The 18,530-nt window shown below is 60.1% G+C and carries 15 protein-coding genes; 8 read left to right on the top strand and 7 right to left on the bottom strand.

Features of this window, described 5'->3' with window-relative positions; all coding sequences use genetic code 11:
- Window positions 1-68 precede the first annotated feature (68 nt).
- Both E5K00_RS15090 and E5K00_RS15085 read left to right on the top strand, forming a co-directional pair.
- Window positions 69-1,553 (top strand): TPM domain-containing protein, encoded by a 1,485-nt coding sequence (locus tag E5K00_RS15090; RefSeq protein ID WP_210114325.1) that lies wholly within the window; start codon window positions 69-71, stop codon window positions 1,551-1,553.
- Between the two features lie 124 nt (window positions 1,554-1,677).
- Complete coding sequence (locus E5K00_RS15085) at window positions 1,678-2,250, top strand: dihydrofolate reductase family protein (RefSeq protein ID WP_135464149.1); 573 nt, start codon at window positions 1,678-1,680, stop codon at window positions 2,248-2,250.
- A gap of 340 nt (window positions 2,251-2,590) precedes the next feature.
- Here the strand turns inward: E5K00_RS15085 and E5K00_RS15080 are convergent, their stop codons facing one another.
- Window positions 2,591-3,451 (bottom strand): SDR family oxidoreductase, encoded by an 861-nt coding sequence (locus tag E5K00_RS15080; protein ID WP_135464148.1) that lies wholly within the window; start codon window positions 3,449-3,451, stop codon window positions 2,591-2,593.
- A gap of 331 nt (window positions 3,452-3,782) precedes the next feature.
- Window positions 3,783-4,652: a helix-turn-helix domain-containing protein gene (locus E5K00_RS15075; RefSeq protein WP_135464147.1), complete on the bottom strand. Its 870-nt coding sequence runs from the start codon at window positions 4,650-4,652 to the stop codon at window positions 3,783-3,785.
- A 294-nt stretch (window positions 4,653-4,946) separates the two neighbouring features.
- Here E5K00_RS15075 and E5K00_RS15070 point away from each other — a divergent pair, with 294 nt between their 5' ends.
- Window positions 4,947-5,522 (top strand): dihydrofolate reductase family protein, encoded by a 576-nt coding sequence (locus tag E5K00_RS15070; RefSeq protein ID WP_135464146.1) that lies wholly within the window; start codon window positions 4,947-4,949, stop codon window positions 5,520-5,522.
- Window positions 5,523-5,762: 240 nt separating this feature from the next.
- Here E5K00_RS15070 and E5K00_RS15065 read toward each other — a convergent pair whose 3' ends face one another.
- Both E5K00_RS15065 and E5K00_RS15060 read right to left on the bottom strand, forming a co-directional pair.
- Window positions 5,763-6,182 (bottom strand): hypothetical protein, encoded by a 420-nt coding sequence (locus E5K00_RS15065; protein WP_135464145.1) that lies wholly within the window; start codon window positions 6,180-6,182, stop codon window positions 5,763-5,765.
- A gap of 218 nt (window positions 6,183-6,400) precedes the next feature.
- Window positions 6,401-7,021 (bottom strand): hypothetical protein, encoded by a 621-nt coding sequence (locus E5K00_RS15060; RefSeq protein WP_135464144.1) that lies wholly within the window; start codon window positions 7,019-7,021, stop codon window positions 6,401-6,403.
- Window positions 7,022-7,476: 455 nt separating this feature from the next.
- On the opposite strand from E5K00_RS15060, the gene E5K00_RS15055 reads away from it, so the two are divergent.
- The 5 genes from E5K00_RS15055 (at window position 7,477) to E5K00_RS15035 (ending at window position 10,809) form a co-directional block, all read left to right on the top strand.
- On the top strand, window positions 7,477-7,689 hold the full coding sequence (locus E5K00_RS15055; RefSeq protein ID WP_135464143.1) for a hypothetical protein: 213 nt from the start codon (window positions 7,477-7,479) through the stop codon (window positions 7,687-7,689).
- Window positions 7,686-8,240 carry an ABC-three component system protein gene (locus E5K00_RS15050; protein WP_135464142.1) on the top strand — a complete coding sequence of 185 codons (555 nt, stop codon included), beginning with the start codon at window positions 7,686-7,688 and terminating at the stop codon, window positions 8,238-8,240. The genes E5K00_RS15055 and E5K00_RS15050 overlap by 4 nt, the downstream gene beginning before the upstream one ends.
- A 1-nt stretch (window position 8,241) precedes the next feature.
- A complete protein-coding gene (locus tag E5K00_RS23350) occupies window positions 8,242-8,475 on the top strand; it encodes an ABC-three component system middle component 6 (RefSeq protein WP_135464141.1) in 234 nt (77 codons plus the stop codon).
- Window positions 8,466-10,157 carry a DUF2326 domain-containing protein gene (locus tag E5K00_RS15040; protein ID WP_135464140.1) on the top strand — a complete coding sequence of 564 codons (1,692 nt, stop codon included), beginning with the start codon at window positions 8,466-8,468 and terminating at the stop codon, window positions 10,155-10,157. Before E5K00_RS23350 ends, E5K00_RS15040 begins: the two co-directional genes overlap by 10 nt.
- 160 nt (window positions 10,158-10,317) lie before the next feature.
- Window positions 10,318-10,809 (top strand): hypothetical protein, encoded by a 492-nt coding sequence (locus E5K00_RS15035; RefSeq protein WP_135464139.1) that lies wholly within the window; start codon window positions 10,318-10,320, stop codon window positions 10,807-10,809.
- Between the two features lie 237 nt (window positions 10,810-11,046).
- Here E5K00_RS15035 and lpdA read toward each other — a convergent pair whose 3' ends face one another.
- The 3 genes from lpdA to E5K00_RS15020 all read right to left on the bottom strand — a co-directional run bounded on the left by lpdA (window position 11,047) and on the right by E5K00_RS15020 (window position 18,394).
- Window positions 11,047-12,453, bottom strand: a complete 1,407-nt coding sequence (gene lpdA / locus E5K00_RS15030) for a dihydrolipoyl dehydrogenase (RefSeq protein WP_135464138.1) — start codon at window positions 12,451-12,453, stop codon at window positions 11,047-11,049.
- Between the two features lie 338 nt (window positions 12,454-12,791).
- Complete coding sequence (locus E5K00_RS15025) at window positions 12,792-16,262, bottom strand: Ig-like domain-containing protein (protein WP_135464137.1); 3,471 nt, start codon at window positions 16,260-16,262, stop codon at window positions 12,792-12,794.
- A 476-nt stretch (window positions 16,263-16,738) separates the two neighbouring features.
- Window positions 16,739-18,394: a M1 family metallopeptidase gene (locus E5K00_RS15020; protein ID WP_135464136.1), complete on the bottom strand. Its 1,656-nt coding sequence runs from the start codon at window positions 18,392-18,394 to the stop codon at window positions 16,739-16,741.
- Window positions 18,395-18,530: the final 136 nt, after the last annotated feature.

Here is an 18,530-nt window from a genome sequence, read left to right as displayed (position 1 = left end):
GCCGCCTAGATATGCTTTTCTTTGGCGGGCAAACCCTTGACCGGCCGCTGCGGCTTTCTGCTATGCCCTTGCGTTCTACCCTACTGTGGCTGCTGATGCAGCTGGCGCTGCTCTGGACTATGCCGCCGGCCGCCGCGCAGGACTCGTACCTGACCACCATTCCCGACCCCAAAACCCTGGGCGAAGGCTACGTCAGTGACCCCGACCACCTGTTGCAGCCCGGCACCGCCCAAGAGCTGAACGCCGTGCTGCGCCCCCTCGACCAGAGCGGCCGGGCCCACATCGACGTGGTCCTGACGCGCAGCATTGGCCAGGAAGTGCCCAAAACGGCGGCCACGGCGCTGTTTAACCGCTGGAAAATCGGGAGCAAAGACCAGAACAACGGCCTGCTGCTGCTCCTGGTGGACGACCAGCACCGGGTGGAGTTTGAAACCGGCTACGGCCTGGAAGCCGACGTGCCCGATGTGGTGTGCTTCCGGATTCAGCAGCGCTACATGGTTCCCTACCTGCGCCAGGGCCAGTACGACGCGGCCGTGCGCCAGGGCGTGGCCGCCCTCATCCGCCAGCTCACCACCGGCCACTTCGCCCTCCCCGACTCGGTGGAAGCCCAGCTGGGCCTGCCCCCCGCCCAGAGCCTGACCCAGGAAGCCGACGCGGCGGCCCCGGCCTATACCGACTCGCCCGACCCCAACGCCTGGACCACCGGCCAAAGCATCGAGGTAGCCGTGGCCGGGGTGATTCTGGTCGTGGTGGTGCTGGTGCTGGCTACCCGTAAGCGAGCGGGCGGCCTCTACCGCGGCGTACTGGTACTGGGGTCAGCCCCGATTCTGGCGCTGGGGTTTCTGGCCGTGGTGCAGGACCTGCCGGTGCCGCCCGCCGCGCTGCTGGGCCTGGGCTACGGCTGGCCGTGGCTCGGCGCGCACGCCTATCTGCTGCTGATCAACGGCCGGCTGCGGGGGCGCTACGCGGGCACAAGCCGCCACGCCCGCTACACGTTTCTCAACGAGGCCCACCACGGCCTGGGCTTTCTGCGCTTCGTGTTTCCGCTGGCGCTGGCCGCCTACTGGCCCTGGCACCGGCGGCGGCTGGCGGCCCTGCGCGAAGCGCCCTACGCCTGCCCCCACTGCGGCCAGCCCATGCACCGCCTCGATGAGCTTCAGGACGACCACGCCCTACAACCCGGCCAGGTAGCCGAGGAGCTGATTGAGGCCATCGACTACGACGTGTGGCAGTGCCCGGCCTGCCAGCACCAGCTCATCCTCGACTACGCCAACCTCGACACCGACGCTGAAAAGTGCAGCCAGTGCCACAACCTCACTTCCCAGCCCCAGCCCGACGAGGAAATGCAGGCCGCCACCACCTCCCACGGCGGCTGGGGCTGGCACGTGTGGCGGTGCGCGTTTTGCCAGCACGTAAGGAAGGAGAAGTACACCACCGCCAGGCTGTCCTCGTCCAGCAGCTCCTCGTCGGGCTCGTCGGGCGGATCGTCTTCCTCATCCTCGTCGAGCAGCGGGGGCAGCTCCGGGGGCGGCGGGGCCGGCAGCAGCTGGTAGCTTCGGGGCCCGCCAGATTGTCGCAAAGCACCCGCTGAATGCCGCATTCGGCCTTTTTACCCGGGCCGCGCCCCCCTACCTTTGGCTTCCTATTGAGTGTAAAAACGACTTCCCTACCCTGACGATGAGAAAGCTAAAGCTCCAGGTGCAAATGAGCATCGACGGATTTATCGGCGGCCCCAATGGCGAACTGGACTGGCTGACCTGCCCCTGGGATACCGCCCTAGAAGGCTACGTGCAGCAGCTCACCGACCCGGTCGACGGCATTGTGCTGGGCCGCAAGCTGGCCGAGGGCTTTATCCCGCACTGGGCCGCCGTAGCCGCCAATGCCGCGGACCCCGACCACGCCGCCGGCCAGAAGTTCACGGTCACGCCCAAAGTCGTGTTCAGCCGCACCCTGCGCGAGTCGGCCTGGCCCAATACCGTGCTGGCGACCGGCGACCTGACCGCGGAAATCAACCGGCTGAAAGCCCAGCCCGGCCAGGATATCATGGCCTACGGCGGGGCCACGTTCGTGTCGGCGCTCATCCGGGCCGGCCTCATCGACGAGTATCACCTCTTCCTCAACCCCGTCGCCATCGGCCGCGGCCTGCCCATCTTCCAAGAGCTGGATGCCCGCCTCGACCTGGAGCTGGTGCAGTCCACGGCCTTTGCCTGCGGCATCGTGGTGCAGCACTACGTGCCCCGGCGCGCGTAGGCCAAACGCGCAAAAAGCCGCCGGAATGCGTCCGGCGGCTTTTTGCGCGTTTTCATAGCGGGTTGGGGCCCAGGGGCAGCGCCTGCCCGTCGGGAGCCGGCACGCTGTGGGTCCAGAACCACTCGCCCAGGTCGGCCGGGCTGATCCACATCAGCACCTCGGCATCGGGGCTGGTGACTTCGAAAGCGTGCGGCGCCCCAGTCGGGCAAATGTCTGCCGAGCCGCTGTTCCCGCAGCTTCCCCACGTCCCGTGCGGCCCGCACCCCGATCAGCGACGCTCCGCCAGAGAAGCCAAGGATGCCAACCGACCGATAACCGCGCCTTTGCCTACCCCTGCCGATTAAAGGGTATACAGCTGCCGCACGCCGTCGAACAGGCCGGTGGGCTGGCGGCCCAGCACGGTGGCCAGGTCGGTGCTGACTACTTCCTCCTGCCCGTGCTTGATGTCGGTCAGGAAGCCGAGGGTGCGCGCAATGGCCAGCTCGGGCACGCCCCGCTGGCGCATCCCGGCGGCAAAAGCTTCGGGCTCCACGTCGGTGTAAGCCACGGGCCGGCCGGAGGCCTGGGTGAGGGCGGCGGCTACGTCGTGGAAAGAGTAGGCGGCGGCCCCGGTGAAGTGGTAGATGCGGTTGCCGCCGGGGTTTTCGAGCAGCACGCGGGCCATAGCCTCGCCCATTTCGCGGCGCAGGGCGTAGGCCACCTTGCCCGGCCCGGCCGGCAGATTGATGCCCGTTTCCAGCACCGTGGGGCCGGTAAACAGGGGCAGGGTATCCATGTAAAGGATGTTGCGGAAGATAAGGTAGCCCAGGCCACTGGCTTGCAGGTAGTCTTCGGTCTGGAAATGGCGCACCATCAGCTCGTTGGCCAGGGTGGCGGGGCTTTGCAGGGCGCGGCTGGTGTAGGCCACCCGCCGCACGCCCGCCCGGTGGGCCGCGTCAATAACGTTCTGGTGCTGTTGCAGGCCGTCGTCGTCGCCCCCGCCGGAGATGAGCAGCACCGTGTCGATGCCCCGCATGGCCTGGTTGAGGGAGGCCGGGTCGGTGTAGCTGCCCACCCGGATGCTCACGCCCCGGGCCTGCAAGTCGGTGGCCTTGGCCGGGTCGCGCACCAGAGCGGCTACTGCGCGGGCGGGAGTGTGGTGCAGCAGGGTCTGGAGGACGGCCGCGCCTAAGTGGCCGGTGGCGCCGGTTACTAAAATCATGGGGAATGGTCTTTGGGTGAAGAATAAAGCAGCTTCCCCGGCTCCCACGAGGTCGGGTACGGGGCGGCTACGAATACAGCTTCAAAATTCGCCCCCCGGGCCCGCTGGCGGAATGGCCAAAGGGCGGCAAGCTGTGGCGAAATGGCGGCTACCGTCTATCAGGCAGCACAAAACTGATCCGCTGGCTCGGTCCGGCTCCCCTCTTTCGGACTCTGCGCTTACAGCAGATGCGGGCCGGGGGGTGAGGCGCACGTCAGCACGCGAGATTCCTCACCTCTGCTCGATGCGCGGAATGTTCGGAATGACGGACCAGCGTAGACCATCCGCTCCCCTACCCGGCCTGCCGGTAGGCCGTGGGCGAGAGGCCGGTGCTACGCTTGAAAAACCGGCTGAAGGCAAACTGGTCGGCAAACTGCAGGCCGGCGGCCACCTGGTACACGGTCAGGGCCGGGTTTTGCAGCAGGGCCTTGGCTTCGAGCACCACGGCCTCGGCTATCCACTCGCTGGCGGGGCGGCCGGTTTCTTCCCTGACCAGCTCGGTGAGGTGCTTGGGCGTGATGCAGAGCGCGGCGGCGTAGAACTGCACGCTCCGCTCGGCGGCGCAGTGCACCGGCACCAGCTGCCGGAAGGCCGCTACCACCTGCTGCCGGCGGCCTGGGGCCGGCGCCCCAGCCACGGGCGGCTCCGCATACAGCCCGCCGATTTCGTAGAGCAGCCCGGTAAGAATGCTCTTGAGAATGTTGCTGCGCTGGGCGCTGGGGGTGTTGTATTTCTGCTGCAAAAACCGAAACGAGGCCGCAATGCTGGCCGCCTCCGCCGGAGCCAGCGGCAGCACGTAGGTGGGCGGCGTCAGCAGGAAGCCTAGCCGGCCGGTGGCCGCGTTGTGGGTCGTGATGAAGTCCCGGGTAAAGAACACGGACAGGGTTTCGTAGTCGGCGGCCACGTGGCCCCACTCCTTGATAACGTCGGGCGTAGCCAGCAGCAGGCAGCCGGGCGTCACGCGGCAGGGCGTGAGGTTGGCCTTGAACTCGGCCGTGCCCCGCAGGCACAGGCTGATTTTGTAGTAGTTGCCCCGGTAGGGCTGGCGCAGCGGAAGGGCGGGCTTCACCGAGCCGTAGTCGGGGAAGTACACCGCCGGGCTTTGGTCGGCGGCGGCGGCGGCAAAGGCCTGCAATTCATACGTGGGAATCCGCTCACTCATGCAAAGGCAACAACGAAGGCCGGCATTCGGCTTACCAAAGATCTACATAGCACGCCAGATTCAACCCGGTGGCGTGTAGAGACGCAACCTTGCGTCTCGTCGTTGGACGATCGGCAACGCGCCGTAACAACCTCAGCAACGATGGAGACGCGAATACGCGTCTCTACACCCCGATGCGGCACCCGTACCGGCCGCCCGTCGCAAATGCCCCGCTATTTGTCCGGATTGCCCCTGGCGTGCCGGGCTCCGCCGCCGTAATCTTGCCCTACCACTATCCTACCATCAGCCCCCCGCATGAGAAAGATCAGAATCATGGAGCACATCTCCCTGGACGGCGTGATTCAGCACGAAAACGGCGAGGACTTCGCGCACGGCAACTGGACGGCTCCCTACCGCACCCCCGCCGGGCTGGCGGCCGTGGTGCAGGCCTACGGCACTCACTACGATCTGCTGCTGGGCCGCCGCACCTACGATACCTGGGCCGGCTACTGGCCCCAGGCCGGGGACAGCCTGATGGCGAACGGGCTAAACGCGGCCACCAAATACGTGGCCACCCACCACCCCGACAGCCTGGGCTGGGGGCCGGCCCAGGCGCTGGGCCCCGACGTGGTAGCGGCTATCCGCCGCCTGCGCGCCACCGACGGCCCCGACCTGCTGGTCTGCGGCAGCTCCACGCTCACCTCGGTGCTGCTGGCCGAGGGCCTGGTCGAGGAAGTGGTGCTGCTGGTGTACCCCGTGCTGCTGGGCCGGGGCAAGCGCCTGTTTGCCGACCACCTCGACCCGCGCGAGTTGGCCTTCGTCAGCTCCCAGGCCACCGCCACCGGCGTGCTCCTGAACACCTACCGGTACGTGGGCCCACTTTCCGCCTAAGGCGCTGTTTGAGTTAGCTAAAGAAGCAGTAGAGACGCAATATTTTGCGTCTCGTCGTTGCACGAAATCGTCTCCCGGTCCCTCGCGAGTCGTTCAACGACGAGACGCAAAATATTGCGTCTCTACTTGGTGCCAGGAGCTAAGTAAGCGCTACGGCGGCAAGCCGCCACCCCTGAATAACAACAGGGGCCGAAGCTACTGCCAGCTCCGGCCCCTGTTCCTTATTTCCTACGCCGACTTTTAAGCGGCCAGCGTGAGGCGGTGGGCCGCCACGGCGGCTTTATCCTCTTCCAGGGACGTGGTGCGGCTCTGGGTTTCCTTCAGGGCACTTTGGCCCAGCACCACTTTCGTCGCGCCGCGCTTGCGCTGCTGGGCCAGAATCTCGCCGCGCCGGTCGTCGTCCTTGCGGCGCTCGTCGAAAGTGCGCTCATACTCGGTGCTGCCTTCGGTGAGGGTGGCCAGGTAGGTATCGTGGTTGGCGATGCGCACGTTGAGGCCCTTCAGCTCATCGTTCAGCTCGGTAGCCCGCTCACTGCCGACCTCGTCCTGATAATCATAGTTCGACTCTTTGTTTCCGAGGCGCCGGATGCGCTTCTCCAATTCGGCAATCACGGCGTCGCACTGGGCGCGGGTGAGCAGCAATCTTACATCAATGGCCATAATAAAAGGGGTTAAAAAATGAGAGGTAATTACTCCTAAGCAACGCTGCCCTATTCCCTGTATTATAGACTGGCTATATAATATTTACCCGACCCAATCACCGGCGGGCAGCGACGCGGATTCGCGCCTGCATCGTTGAATAGCCGGCCCCACCCAACCTGGCTCCCGCCGCCATCCACCATCGAAGCGCCTACAGCGGAAGCCGCGAATGCGCCTCGCTACTTTTCCTGCGCCACCGGCGCGGCCAGCAGGCGGCGCAGCTCGGCCGCCTCTTCCAGCAGCAGCCGCTGCCGCAGCGCCAGGTGGGCCCGCGCCAGCGGCCCCGGCCGAGGGGGCAGGGCCGCCACATCGGCCTCAATACGCACCAGCCAGGCCTCTTCCCCGGCGGCGTCGTAGCCGGGGCCGGCCCCGGCGGGCGGGGTAGCCAACGCCAGGCGCAGGGCCGCCACTCCCTGCCGGCGGCGCAGCAGGGCCGCATCCTGCAAGTCCAGGGTTTCGAGCTGAAACGCCAGCTGGCGCGCCAGATGCTCGCAGCGCCGCACCCGCCGCCGCAGCAGCTCGGTTTCCCGCGCTTGCTTGGTCGTGCGGGCCACCCGCGGGGGCAAAGGCGGCAACGCCTCGGGCGCGGGCAACGCCGGTCCGCGCGGGGGCAACAGGTCGGAGAGCCGCCGCAGCCGGGTTTCGGCCAAGGGCGAGAAGTTGCGCCGCCCAGCTTCCACGGCCCGCACCTGGGTAACACTCACCCCCAGCCACCGCCCCAGCTCCACCTGACTAAGGGCAAAGTGCCGCCGCACCTCCACTGTGGTGCCTTCGGAAAAGGAAGTAGGAGTACGCAGCATCTGATTGGCCGCGTGCAGAATAGCCCCTGCCCCGCCGCCTGGCACCTAATGTAAGCGGTCTGTTGATTGAGTGACACAATCGATATTTTTTTTTCGATTGTGTCACTCTGAGTGTAGGATCGTTTGGAATAGCCTAGCGGCACTCGCTCGGCTATGCCGAGTGAGGACTATGCCTGAGCGGCTATGCCGCGAATCCGCTTAGGAGCTGCCTCAACGCCCGCAGCCCCGCGCAGCATAGCTGCGGGAGCATAGGCGTCACTCGGCATAGCCGAGCGACTGTGGGGGAGGGCGCTTAGGGCTTGTTGGGGGAGCGGCTCTTTTAGGAGAAGCACAGATTAGTTGTCTGCTACTCAAGCCAGAAGAGCATTAGACAAGGTAAACCCGCCAATAGATTTATCAGGCTCATGGCTAACTTTTAATATCTTTGAACAAGACACCATAATACAAACCAGACAATGAGCGAAGAATTTCTGAAGTACTCCGGTTGGGCTATTGCCGTTATATCTTTAGTTGTAAATATTCTGCAATTATTGAAAAACAACGATTTAAAGAAAAAGATTAACACATCTACTCAAACTGTTGGGCAAAACGCACGAGCGAATCAACAGACCAGTTCCGGTTCTGGAAGTAACTATGCTTCAGGGAGAGATATTAATGTCGGAAAATGATTAATCAAACTAACACAGGGCTTGGGGATAATTATGCGGCATTAGGTGATATCAACATCCTTAAGGAAAGCAGAAATATCACCAGCAATCTTTCTAAGCTAATCAACATACTTGGAAAAAGGCTTGCAGACAACAATCCTGCCACGCAAGAAAACGAACCCTTTGATATAGCAAATAAAATAAAGTATAACCATGTAAAAAAATACAAACCAATAATAGATGAATATGGCTTATTCGTTGGCAAGCTTTCAGCAATATACAAAGAGCATGATCAACAAAACACAAGTATGACATATTTTACCTTAGCCAATATAAAACAACACTATTTAAAAGTAAAGGGAGACTTTACTAATGCAAATCCTGAAATAAATGAATTAGAGGTAATTCAATTAAACGCCGATAATATTTTTTCCGAAGTAGAAAAAAGATTACTAAATGAAATAAGCAAAAGTTCAAATATAACTGAACCTTTTGAAATAATAAACGTTTCATTATTGGTAATTATGATTGATGCCTTTATGAGATGTAAAATACTCGAAGAACCCTCATGACATGCTCCTTCCCAAAGACACAAATCCTAAGAATAGCCTTTATTTTTATGGAGCATTTATTCTTAATATACTAAGAGATACAAATGATAATGAGGTCGATTTTTTTGATTTATTTACAAAATCTAAAAACGATTTTGAAATATCATTACAATCATTTGTCTTCACACTGGACTGGTTATTCCTTTTGGGCTTAATCAAACTAACGTCATCTGGCTCAATAAAAAAATGTTTTTAAAGACACTCAAAATAGAAAACGATGCCAAAGTAGTAAGGGAAATCCTTTTTCACAAAGGGCTTAACCTTATTATAGATGAAACACCAACTGATGCCTTACAGCAGTCTGGAAATAATGTTGGCAAGACAACCGTTTTAAAACTAATTGACTTCTGCCTTGGCGGAGACGGAAAGAACATTTACAACGATTCAGAATTTAAAGAAAAAAGCAATGTTGAAATAGAGACATATTTGAAAGAAAATAATATCATGATTACCTTAGTTCTAAAGCAGGACTTAGCCAAACATGACAGTCAGGAAATAACAGTCAAGAAAAATTTCTTAAAACGCTCAGAAAAAATACAAGAAATCAATGGAGATATTTATAGCGACAAAGATTTTTTAGAAAAACTCAAGGCACTTATATTTCATTCCGGTTCTGAAAAACCAACTTTTCGGCAGATAATTGCTAAAAATATTCGTTATGAGAAAAGCCGACTTGATAATACTGTAAAAGTACTACATGTGACTACTAAATCAGAGGAATATGAGGCCCTATACCTTTTCTGGCTTGGTATTGACACGAACACGGCCAACAAAAAACAGAAGCTTCAACACCAGAAAACAACTGAAGAGGCTATACTAAAGAAACTACGCAAAGAAACATCCCACTCACAGATTATACAGGCCCTATCTGTAATTAATAGAGATATAGATGAGTTAAATACTCTAAAAACAAACTTCAGTATTAATGAAGACTATCAAAACGACCTTAACACTTTAAACGCATTAAAATCTGACATAAATAGATTGTCAACAGAATTAGGCAGACTCAACTTAAGGAGAGAAATAATCCTTGAGGCAAAAGATGAAATCGAGAAAGAATACGCAGACATTAATATCAAACAGCTTCAAGAATTGTATAAGACGGCTAACGCATTCATTCCTAAAATGCAAGCCACGTTTGAAGATATGCTAGAATTTCACAACAAGATGCTTAACGAAAAAGTAAAATATATAAGCTCTGAAATTCCCAAACTTGAACAGGACATCGTAACAGCTAATGAACTTTTACAATCACATGTAAACGACGAAAGAAATATTTCTCAAAAGCTTATTAAACTAGGCGCAATTGAAGAGCTAGAGAACATCATTCAATCGTTAAACAGAAAGTATGAGCAAAAAGGAAAATACGAAGAGCAATTAAGACAATGGAATGAATCAACGGAAAAACTCGAGGAGATAGAAAAAAGCTTGACAAATATAAATAATGGAATTGCATCTTTCGAAATAGATTTAGAAAAAAGCATAATTGAATTTAACAAATTCTTCTCAAAAGTATCAGAAAAACTTTACGGCGAGCAATTCATTTTAAGTCAAAACAAAACAGAAAGAGCCTATGAGCTTAAAATAGGATCAGTGGGTGGGCTTGGAACTGGAAAAAAGAAGGGACAGATTGCTGCATTTGACATAGCATACATTCAATTTTGTGACGAGCACGAAATCCCTTGTGCGCATTTCATTTTACATGACCAGATAGAAAATATACATGACAATCAACTTACTCTGATTGCGGATGTAGTGAGTAAATCTAACATACAGTTCATTGTTCCTGTCTTGAGGGATAAACTTCCTCCTGACTTAAACCCTGAAGACTACAAAGTTTTGTCTCTTTCTCAGGGTGATAAGCTTTTTGGGATTTAAAAAACGCCACAGCGGCTGAAGCTTCTCCAAGCTCCAGCCGCTGTGGCGTTACGGCCGTGCGGCCAAGAATTACAGGCGGCTGGCCCCACGACTAGCCGGGGGTGCGGGGGCGGAAAAACGGGGTGGGCGCTCTACTTTTACGCCAAACCTATTGTTCTTTATGACCAAACGTACTACCCTATTTCCCTTCCTGGCTGGCGTATCGCTGGCGACGCTGACCTTCACCGGCTGCGGCGACAAGAAAGAAGACGCCGCGCCGGCTCCCAAGCACGAGGTGCACGTGCAGTATTCGGCCTACGGCCTGGCTACCCCCACCGACGAAAAGATTGACGTGGGCGGCTACATCACCATTCGCGAAATGCCCCAGGGCGGCACCAGCACCGCTTCCACCGAGAAATTCAGCACCGGCTGGAACTCGGCCGCCTACGCCGACCGCCCCCTGGACGCGGTAGTCCGCCCCGGCGACAAAGTATCGCTCACCATCGGCTGCTCGAAGGTGCGGACCAATAATACCATTCGGTTGAGCAACAATGCCCTGGTCGAAGCCGCCATCGAGGTGGATGGCAAGGAAGTGAAGAAGGTGGTGTTCAACAACAAGACCAGCTTCACGGCCGAGGGCGAGCAGGCCGTTACCATCGACTTTACGCTGTAAGCCCGCTGGCCGGCTCGCCGTGTGAGCCAGGCCCCAGCCACAAAAAAGCGGCTGAATCTCCGGGGGGAGGTTCAGCCGCTTTTCTATGGTGGAGTACCACTGCGGTAGAGATGCTTCGCGGGGCTCAGCATGACATATGCTGTGGCAACGTCAGCACGCGAGATTCCTCGGCTACGCTCGGAATGACGTGCTGGGTTGTTCGGAATGACGTTCTGGGTGTCGTTCCGAGCCGCTTTATTACATGTGGATGGCCCGGTTCTCGGTGGCGGCGAGGCAGGCTTCCTTCATGGCTTCGGCGTAGGTGGGGTGGGCGTGGCTCATGCGGGCCACGTCCTCGGCCGAGGCGCGGAACTCCATGGCCGTTACGGCTTCGGCAATGAGGTCGGCAATGCGGGGGCCGATCATGTGGACGCCCAGGATTTCGTCGGTTTCCTTGTCGGCCAGCACTTTCACGAAGCCGTCGAGGTCCATGCTGGCGCGGGCGCGGCCCGAGGCGCGGAAGGGGAAGGAGCCGGTTTTGTAGGCCTTGCCCTGCTCCTTGAGCTGCTCTTCGGTGTAGCCCACGCCGGCCACTTCGGGCCAGGTGTAGACCACGCCCGGAATCAGCAGGTAGTTGACGTGGGGCTTCTGCCCGGCCAGGGTTTCGGCCACGAACACGCCTTCTTCCTCGGCCTTGTGGGCCAGCATCGCCCCGCGAATCACGTCGCCGATGGCGTAGATGCCGGGCACCGAGGTTTGCAGGTGCTCATCGACCTTGATGCGGCCGCGCTCTTCCATTTCGATGCCGGCAGCTTCCAGGTTGAGGCCGGCGGTGTAGGGCGAGCGGCCCACGGCCACCAGGCAGTAGTCGCCCTCGAACTTCACTTCCTCGCCCTTGGGGTTGGTGGCCGTCACGGTTACGGCATCTCCTTCGCGGGTAGCGCCGGTCACCTTATGGCTCATGAAGAACTGGATGCCGATTTTGCCCAGGATGCGCTTGAGCTCTTTGCCCAGGGCGCGGTCCATGGTCGGAATCAGCGAATCCATGAACTCCACCACCGACACTTTCGCGCCGAGGCGGGCATACACGGAAGCCATTTCCAGCCCGATAACGCCGCCGCCGATGACAATCATGTGCTTGGGCACCTCGCGGATGTTCAGGGCCTCGGTGGAGGTGATGATGCGCTCCTTGTCTTGGGCAATGAAGGGCAGCACCGTGGGCTTGGAGCCGGTGGCGATGATGACGTGCTTGGTCTCAATCTGCTGCTCCTCGCCGCCCTCGGTGGGCGTAATCTTGATGTGGTTTTTATCGACGAACGAGCCCACGCCGCGCAGCACCTCAATCTTGTTCTTCTTCATCAAGAACTGGATGCCGTCGGTATTGGCCTTCACCACCCCGTTTTTGCGGTCGATGAGCTGGTTCATGTTGATCTGCAGGTCGCTGAGCTCAATGCCGTGCTCCTTGAAGGTGTGGGCGGCATTGTGGTAGTGCTCGGTCGAGTCGAGCAGGGCCTTGCTGGGGATGCAGCCCACGTTGAGGCAGGTGCCGCCCAGGGTGGGGTACTTCTCAATCAGGGCCGTCTTGAAGCCGAGCTGGGCGCAGCGAATGGCCGCTACATATCCGCCGGGGCCGGAGCCGATGACGGTAACGTCGTATTGGTTCATGCTAGGGTGAATTCGGTGAGAATCAACTGGGGCGAAGGTACGGTGTTAATGTGCTGATGTGCTAATGTGGTTAAATGTGGGAAATGAGTTTTTGTTGTGGCTGCTGTCGGCCGGCGCCCGGCACAGGATTTTGCGGTCCTACCCCACTGCCGCTTTTTCAATGCCCAACTATTCCGGCCGGAAAAGCTGGGGGCAGCTCCCAAACGCAGTAAGCCCCGGCCGAATATCGGCCAGGGCTTACGCAAGCAGGAAACAGCGCGGACCGGGCGGCTGGCTTATCCGCGCTGCCCGGTCGTTCTGGCACGCGAACTACAAAGTTCGCGCTACTGCCCCCGGCTCTAGCGGCTAATCACCAGGCGCTTGGTCAGCACGGTGGAGCCGGTAGTTACTTGCACCAGGTAGATGCCGTTGGCCAGCGTTTCGGCCGGCACGGGCACCGACACCAGCTGGCCGGCCGTGGCCTGGCCGCTGGCCACCGTGGCCAGGCGCGCGCCTTTCAGATCGTAGAGGGCCACGGTGTAGGGGCTGGCCTGGGCCACCGGGAAGGTAAGTACCGCCGCGCCCTGGCCGAGCGGGTTGGGGTGCAGGGTGGCCGCGGCCGTCGCAGCGGCGCTGGCGGTGGAGGTCGTTACGCCGCAGCTGCTGCCCACCAGGTAGGTATGCGGGGTGGCGGCGGTGTTTTTCTCAGGGCCGTTGGGGCCGGCCTGGTAGGTGAAGTACACGCTGGTAACAATGCCGCTGGCAATGGCCTTGGTGAAGGTGAAGTCGCCGACGGCGTTTTTCACCATCGGGTAGCCGGGGTAAGCGCCGTTGCTGCCCTCCCGAATGTAAATCAGGGCCAGGTTGCCGCCCGCCACGGCGCCTAGCGGGTGGAAAGTGTAGGTCACGTTGGCACCCACCGTCACGGCCCGGAAGCTGTAGTCGGCGGTGGTGGCGCAGGAGCCGTCGGTGCTGCGCACCAGCACCGTCACGGCCGCCGAGGTAGTGGAGGTGCCGCTGTTGTCGGTGGCTACGGCCGTCAGCTCGTAGGCCCCGGTGGCGACGCCCGTCCAGGCGTAGGTGTAGGGCGCGGACAGGTCTTCAGCCAGCTTGGTGCTGCCCTGGAAGAACTCCACCTTGGCAATGGTGCCGTCGGCATCGGCCGCGGTGGCGGCCAGGCTGATGGCGGCCGGAGCCACGAAGGAATCGGCGGCCGTGGGCGAAGTCAGGCTCACGGTGGGGGGTAGGTTGTTGGCCCCGCCGCCGGTGCACAGGGTGCCCACGGTGTAGCTGTGCGGGGTGGCGGCGGTGTTGTGCTCGGGGCCGCCCGCGCCGTACTGATAGGTGAAGTAGAAGCTGGTGACCACGCCGCTGGCAATGGGCTTGGTGAAGCTGAAGCTGCCGTCCGCGTTTTTCACCATCGTATAGCCGGGGTAGGCCCCGATGGTGCCCTCCCGAATAAAGATGAGGGCCAGGTTGCCGCCCGCCGTTGCGCCCAGCGGGAAGAAGGTATAGGTCACGTTGCCGCCGCTGGTAAATACCTCGTAGCGGTACTCCCCGTTGGCCGCCAGGTTGGAGCAGGGAATGGCGCGCACCGTCAGGGCCACCGGGGCCGAGGTGGTAGCGTAGCCATCGGCCGCCGTGGCCTTGGCCGTGAGCGAGTAGGTGCCGGGCGCGACGCCCGTCCAGGCGTAGGTGTAGGGCGCGGTGAGGTCTTCGCCCAGCTTGGTGCTGCCCTGGAAGAACTCCACCTTGGCGATGGTGCCGTTGGTGGTGGCAGCCGTGGCGGCAATGGTCACGTCGGCCGGGGCCGTGAGGGTGGTGCCGCTGGTCGGGGCCGTAATGCTGACCGTGGGCACGATGGGGTCGGCGACGGTGATGCTGACGGCGGCCGAGGTGGCGGTGAGGCCGCCGGTATCGGTGGCGCGGGCCGAAACGGCGTAGCTACCCACGGCCGCGCCGCTCCAGGTGAAACTGTAGGGCGCGGTGAAGTCGGTGGCGAGCAGCGTGGTGCCCTGGAAGAACTCCACCTTATAGATGCCGCCGCCGGTATCGGCCGCGTCGGCGCTGAGCGTGATGCTGGCCGGGGTCAGGAAGCGGGCGTTGGCCGTGGGCGCGGTCAGGGCCACGGTGGGGGCCGTGTTGCCGGCCGCCGTCACGTACACCGTCACGGGGCTGGAGGTGGTGGCGGTGCCTTCGTCGTCGGTGGCACGGGCCGTGAGCGAGTACACGCCCGCCGGCACGCTGGCCCAGGTGTAGCTGTAGGGGGCGGTCAGGTCTTCGCCCAGCTTGGTCGTGCCCTGGAAGAACTCCACTTTGGCCACGCTGCCGTTGGCGTCGGCGGCGGTGGCGGTGAGGGTAAGGCTGGCGGGCAGGGCCACAATGGCGTCGGGGGCCGGGGCCGTCAGGCTCACCGTGGGGGCCGGGTTGGCGGCCACGCCGCCGGTGTAGCGCATGTCGTCGAAGAAGAAGTCGGCCGGGCCGGCGGCCGGGTCGCCGGCAAACATGAACAGGCCGTTCATCGACAGCAGGTCGATGTTCATGCCCATATTGGGCTGGTTGAAGGTGCTGAGCGGAATCGTGACTTCGTGCCAGCTGCCGTCGCGCACCAGGCCGTACTGGGCCGGGCCGCCCGCCGGGAAGTTGATCCAGCTTTCGCCGTGGCCACTTTTCACGCCGATCTTAAACTGGCCGGCGTAGGTGGTTTTGAATTGAAACTTCAGGGCCCCTGTGGCAAAGTTGCCCAGGTTTTTAGGCGCGTTGTCGATGCCCATGCCGAACCAGTCGCCGGCGTTGGCGTGCACGGCCAGCACATTCTGCCCCTCAAACGGGACGGGCGGGGGCGTGGTGATGTTGGTCAGGTTGTTCCAGTAGTAGAGGCTGGCATCCTGGCCGTCGAAGGCCAGCTTGTTGGTGATGCTGGCCCGCTCGGACAGCACGCCGTAGTCGCCGGCAAAGGCGTTGTTCTTGCCCAGATACAGCTCGTCGCCGGGGTTCTGGTAGAGGCGCAGGTAGTCGACCAGCATGGCCGAGGGCAGCGGGGCCGTAATGTCGCCGACGCCCATCTTGCCGGTGTAGATGCCGCCCACGGCCAGGTTCAGCAGCACGAACTGGGGCCGGTGAAACTCTTCCATGTCGGCCGCGGTGATGTTCTGGCTGAAATACTGCACGTTGTCAATGAACACCTTGATTTCGGTGGCCGTCCACTGCAGCTTATACACGTGGTAGGCATCGGTGAGCGGGGTGGCGCTCTGGTGCAGCTGGGTCACGAACTCGTGTTTGTCGTTGTTTTCCCAGTGCAGGGCGGCCCCGGCCCAGTTGTTCACGTTGGCGGGGTAGGAAGCGGCGCTGCCCATCTCCATCATGTCGATTTCGCCGCTGGCGGGCCACTGGCCGGTGGCGCCCAGCATCCAGAAGGCCGGCCACAGCCCGTTTTGCAGGTTGCTGACCTTGATGCGGGCCTCCAGCGTGCCGTACTTGAAGTGCATGCGGCCGAGGGTTTTCAGGCGGGCCGAGGTGAAGGCTTTGCCCTGAAAGGCTTCGCGCCGGGCCTCAATGCGCAGGTTGCCGTTGTCGAGGCGGGCGTTTTCGGGGCGGCTGGTGTAGTACTGCAGCTCCTGGTTGCCCCAGCCGCAGAGGGCCCGCTCGCAGCCGTCGCCGAAGTCGAACGTCCAGGTGTCGGGGTTGATGTTCGAGCCGTCGAAGTTCTCTTCCCAGACCAGCGTCTGGGCGGAGGCGGCGCGGGGGCCGAGGCACGCCAGCAGCAGGAGCAGCAGCCAGCGGCCACCGGCCCGGCCGACATTAAGAGGATAAGCGCGTAAATTCTTCATCAATAAGGGGTGGGAAAAGAAGGAGAAAAAAGTATCGGACCGGCTGAAAAAAAATCACTCAGCCCCTGAAAAAAACGCTCGGTAAGCAGTACCCGATGCTGGCCCTGAAGGCCCGAGTGCTGCTTATCTATGTTTATAACTATTCTAATTTGTTGTGCGTAAGATGTATAATCCGGTGTGGAATGCGCCGTAATGATTTGGGTTACAAACAGCCTTGAAACGCTTTCAAAAAGCTATTGCCGTTGCTTTCCCGCGTGTGCAGTAAGTGTATGCCTTTACGCTTATTTGCACTTTTTCAAAACGGGCACTTCTTCTAATGTAGCGTAAAATGCTGATAAAGCCCCCTTTTGCCGGCTGCTCTATCTCAACCGTAGGCAGCCTTTGGGCGCGGCCGGCGGGTAGTCCATAAAGCCGGCAGCCCCGACACTGGGTAGTGCCGGGGCTGCCGGAAGTTTGTCCGCAATGACCGGGCTGGGTTAGTCCACCAGCACGCCGATGTAGTAGTTGAACGTGTCGACTTCGAGGTTGTCTTTGGTAGCACCGGGCAGGCCGATTTCCTGGAAGCGGGGGCCGGGCTGGATGAAGCCGTACTGCCCGCCCTTGAGGCGCACCCGCACCGGCATGTCGAAGTCGGGCACGTCGGCCACCCAGCGCACCAGCACCTTGCCTTCCTCCTGCCGGATTTCCAGGGTCGGGATGCCGGGGTAGCGCAGGTACTGGTCGAACACCTTGGTCAGGTTCCGGCCGCTCTGCTGGTCGAGGTAGCCCACGACTTGCTCGGTCGTGACGGTCTGGTGGTAGAACTGCTGGCCCAGGCCGCGCAGGATTTGCCGCCACTTCTGGTCGTCGTCGATGATGGTGCGCACCATGTTGAGCAGGTTGGAGCCCTTGTCGTACATGTCGCCCGAGCCTTCCTGGTTCACGCCGTAGGGCCCGATGATGGGGCCGTCGTTCTGAATGTTGCGCCGCTGCCCGTGCAGGTACTCCTGGCCGGCGGGCTTGCCAAACTGGCTTTCGGTGAACAGGGCCTCGGAGTAGGTGGTAAACGACTCGTGAATCCACATGTCGGCAATGTCCTGGCTGGTGATGTTGTTGCCGAACCACTCATGCCCACTTTCGTGGACGATGATAAAGTCCCACTTCAGCCCCCAGCCCGTGGCCGAGCGGTCGTGGCCCAGGTAGCCGTTCTGGTACTTGTTGCCGTAGGCCACGGCGCTCTGGTGCTCCATGCCCAGGTGGGGCGCGTCCACCAGCTTGTAGCCGTCCTCATAAAACGGATAAGGACCAAACCAGTATTCCAGGGACTTGAGCATGGGCTTCACGTTGGCCGCAAAGTGCGTTTTGGCCTTGGCCAGGTTTTCCTTCAGCACCCAGTACTCCAGGCTGAGCGGGCCCTTTTCGCCGGCGTAGGAATCGGTGAATTTGGTGTAGTCGCCCACGTTCAGGGCCACGTCGTAGTTATTAATGGGGTTGCGCACGGCCCAGTCGAAGCGCGTCAGGCCGCCCTTGAGCCTGGTGGTTTTGCGCAGCCGCCCGTTCGACACGTCGGTCAGCCCCTGGGGCACCGTCACGCTGATCAGCATGCTGTCGACCTCATCGGCCTGGTGGTCTTTGTTGGGCCAGAAGGCGCTGGCGCCCAGGCCCTGCACGGCCGTGGCCACCCAGGGCTTGCCGTTGCTGTCCTTGGTGAAGACCAGGCCCCCATCCCAGGGGGCGCGCTCGGCCACCCGGGGCTTGCCCGAGTAAAACACCGTGAATTCGTCGCGGCTGCCAGCTTTGATGGGCTGGGCAAAGGTGACGAACACGGCATTGGCTTCGCGGGTGAAAGGCAGGCTCTGGCCTCGGTACACCACTTTTTCCACCGTCAGGTTGGCAAACAAATCGAACTGCAGACGGGTGAAATCCTGGGTGGCGGTGAAGCGGAACAGGTTGGAGCCGCTCAGGCTACGGTCGTCGATGTTGAGCTTGACGTCGAGGTGGTAGTAGTTGATGTCGTAGCAGGTGCGCAGGGGCGTGAGCGTGCCGCGCAGTGAGTCGGCGCGGGTGGGGCCGGGCTTGGCTTGCAGCAGCTGGGCCGAAGTGGCGCGGCTCAGGCCGCAGAAGGCCGCCAGAAAAAACAGGGTTCGGAGCATAGGAGTAAAAAGGAGAGCGGTATACAGACCCGGCGGCGGGCCGGAAGTTGCCAATAGCACTGTTAAGTAGCGCGAACTTTGTAGTTCGCGTGCCAGAACGATTGGCGTTCTGACGGCGCGGGGCACGCGAACTACA

This window comes from Hymenobacter aquaticus, assembly GCF_004765605.1.
GTDB lineage: Bacteria > Bacteroidota > Bacteroidia > Cytophagales > Hymenobacteraceae > Hymenobacter > Hymenobacter aquaticus.
This window is presented reverse-complemented; position numbering and strand designations above follow the sequence as displayed.

Coding starts and splice junctions, on each gene's coding strand:
- E5K00_RS15085 (WP_135464149.1), top strand. CDS start 1,678: ATGAGAAAGCTAAAGCTCCAGGTGCAAATGAGCATCGACGGATTTATC.
- E5K00_RS15080 (WP_135464148.1), bottom strand. CDS start 3,451: ATGATTTTAGTAACCGGCGCCACCGGCCACTTAGGCGCGGCCGTCCTC.
- E5K00_RS15075 (WP_135464147.1), bottom strand. CDS start 4,652: ATGAGTGAGCGGATTCCCACGTATGAATTGCAGGCCTTTGCCGCCGCC.
- E5K00_RS15070 (WP_135464146.1), top strand. CDS start 4,947: ATGAGAAAGATCAGAATCATGGAGCACATCTCCCTGGACGGCGTGATT.
- E5K00_RS15065 (WP_135464145.1), bottom strand. CDS start 6,182: ATGGCCATTGATGTAAGATTGCTGCTCACCCGCGCCCAGTGCGACGCC.
- E5K00_RS15060 (WP_135464144.1), bottom strand. CDS start 7,021: ATGCTGCGTACTCCTACTTCCTTTTCCGAAGGCACCACAGTGGAGGTG.
- E5K00_RS15055 (WP_135464143.1), top strand. CDS start 7,477: ATGAGCGAAGAATTTCTGAAGTACTCCGGTTGGGCTATTGCCGTTATA.
- E5K00_RS15050 (WP_135464142.1), top strand. CDS start 7,686: ATGATTAATCAAACTAACACAGGGCTTGGGGATAATTATGCGGCATTA.
- E5K00_RS23350 (WP_135464141.1), top strand. CDS start 8,242: ATGCTCCTTCCCAAAGACACAAATCCTAAGAATAGCCTTTATTTTTAT.
- E5K00_RS15040 (WP_135464140.1), top strand. CDS start 8,466: ATGTTTTTAAAGACACTCAAAATAGAAAACGATGCCAAAGTAGTAAGG.
- E5K00_RS15035 (WP_135464139.1), top strand. CDS start 10,318: ATGACCAAACGTACTACCCTATTTCCCTTCCTGGCTGGCGTATCGCTG.
- lpdA (WP_135464138.1), bottom strand. CDS start 12,453: ATGAACCAATACGACGTTACCGTCATCGGCTCCGGCCCCGGCGGATAT.
- E5K00_RS15025 (WP_135464137.1), bottom strand. CDS start 16,262: ATGAAGAATTTACGCGCTTATCCTCTTAATGTCGGCCGGGCCGGTGGC.
- E5K00_RS15020 (WP_135464136.1), bottom strand. CDS start 18,394: ATGCTCCGAACCCTGTTTTTTCTGGCGGCCTTCTGCGGCCTGAGCCGC.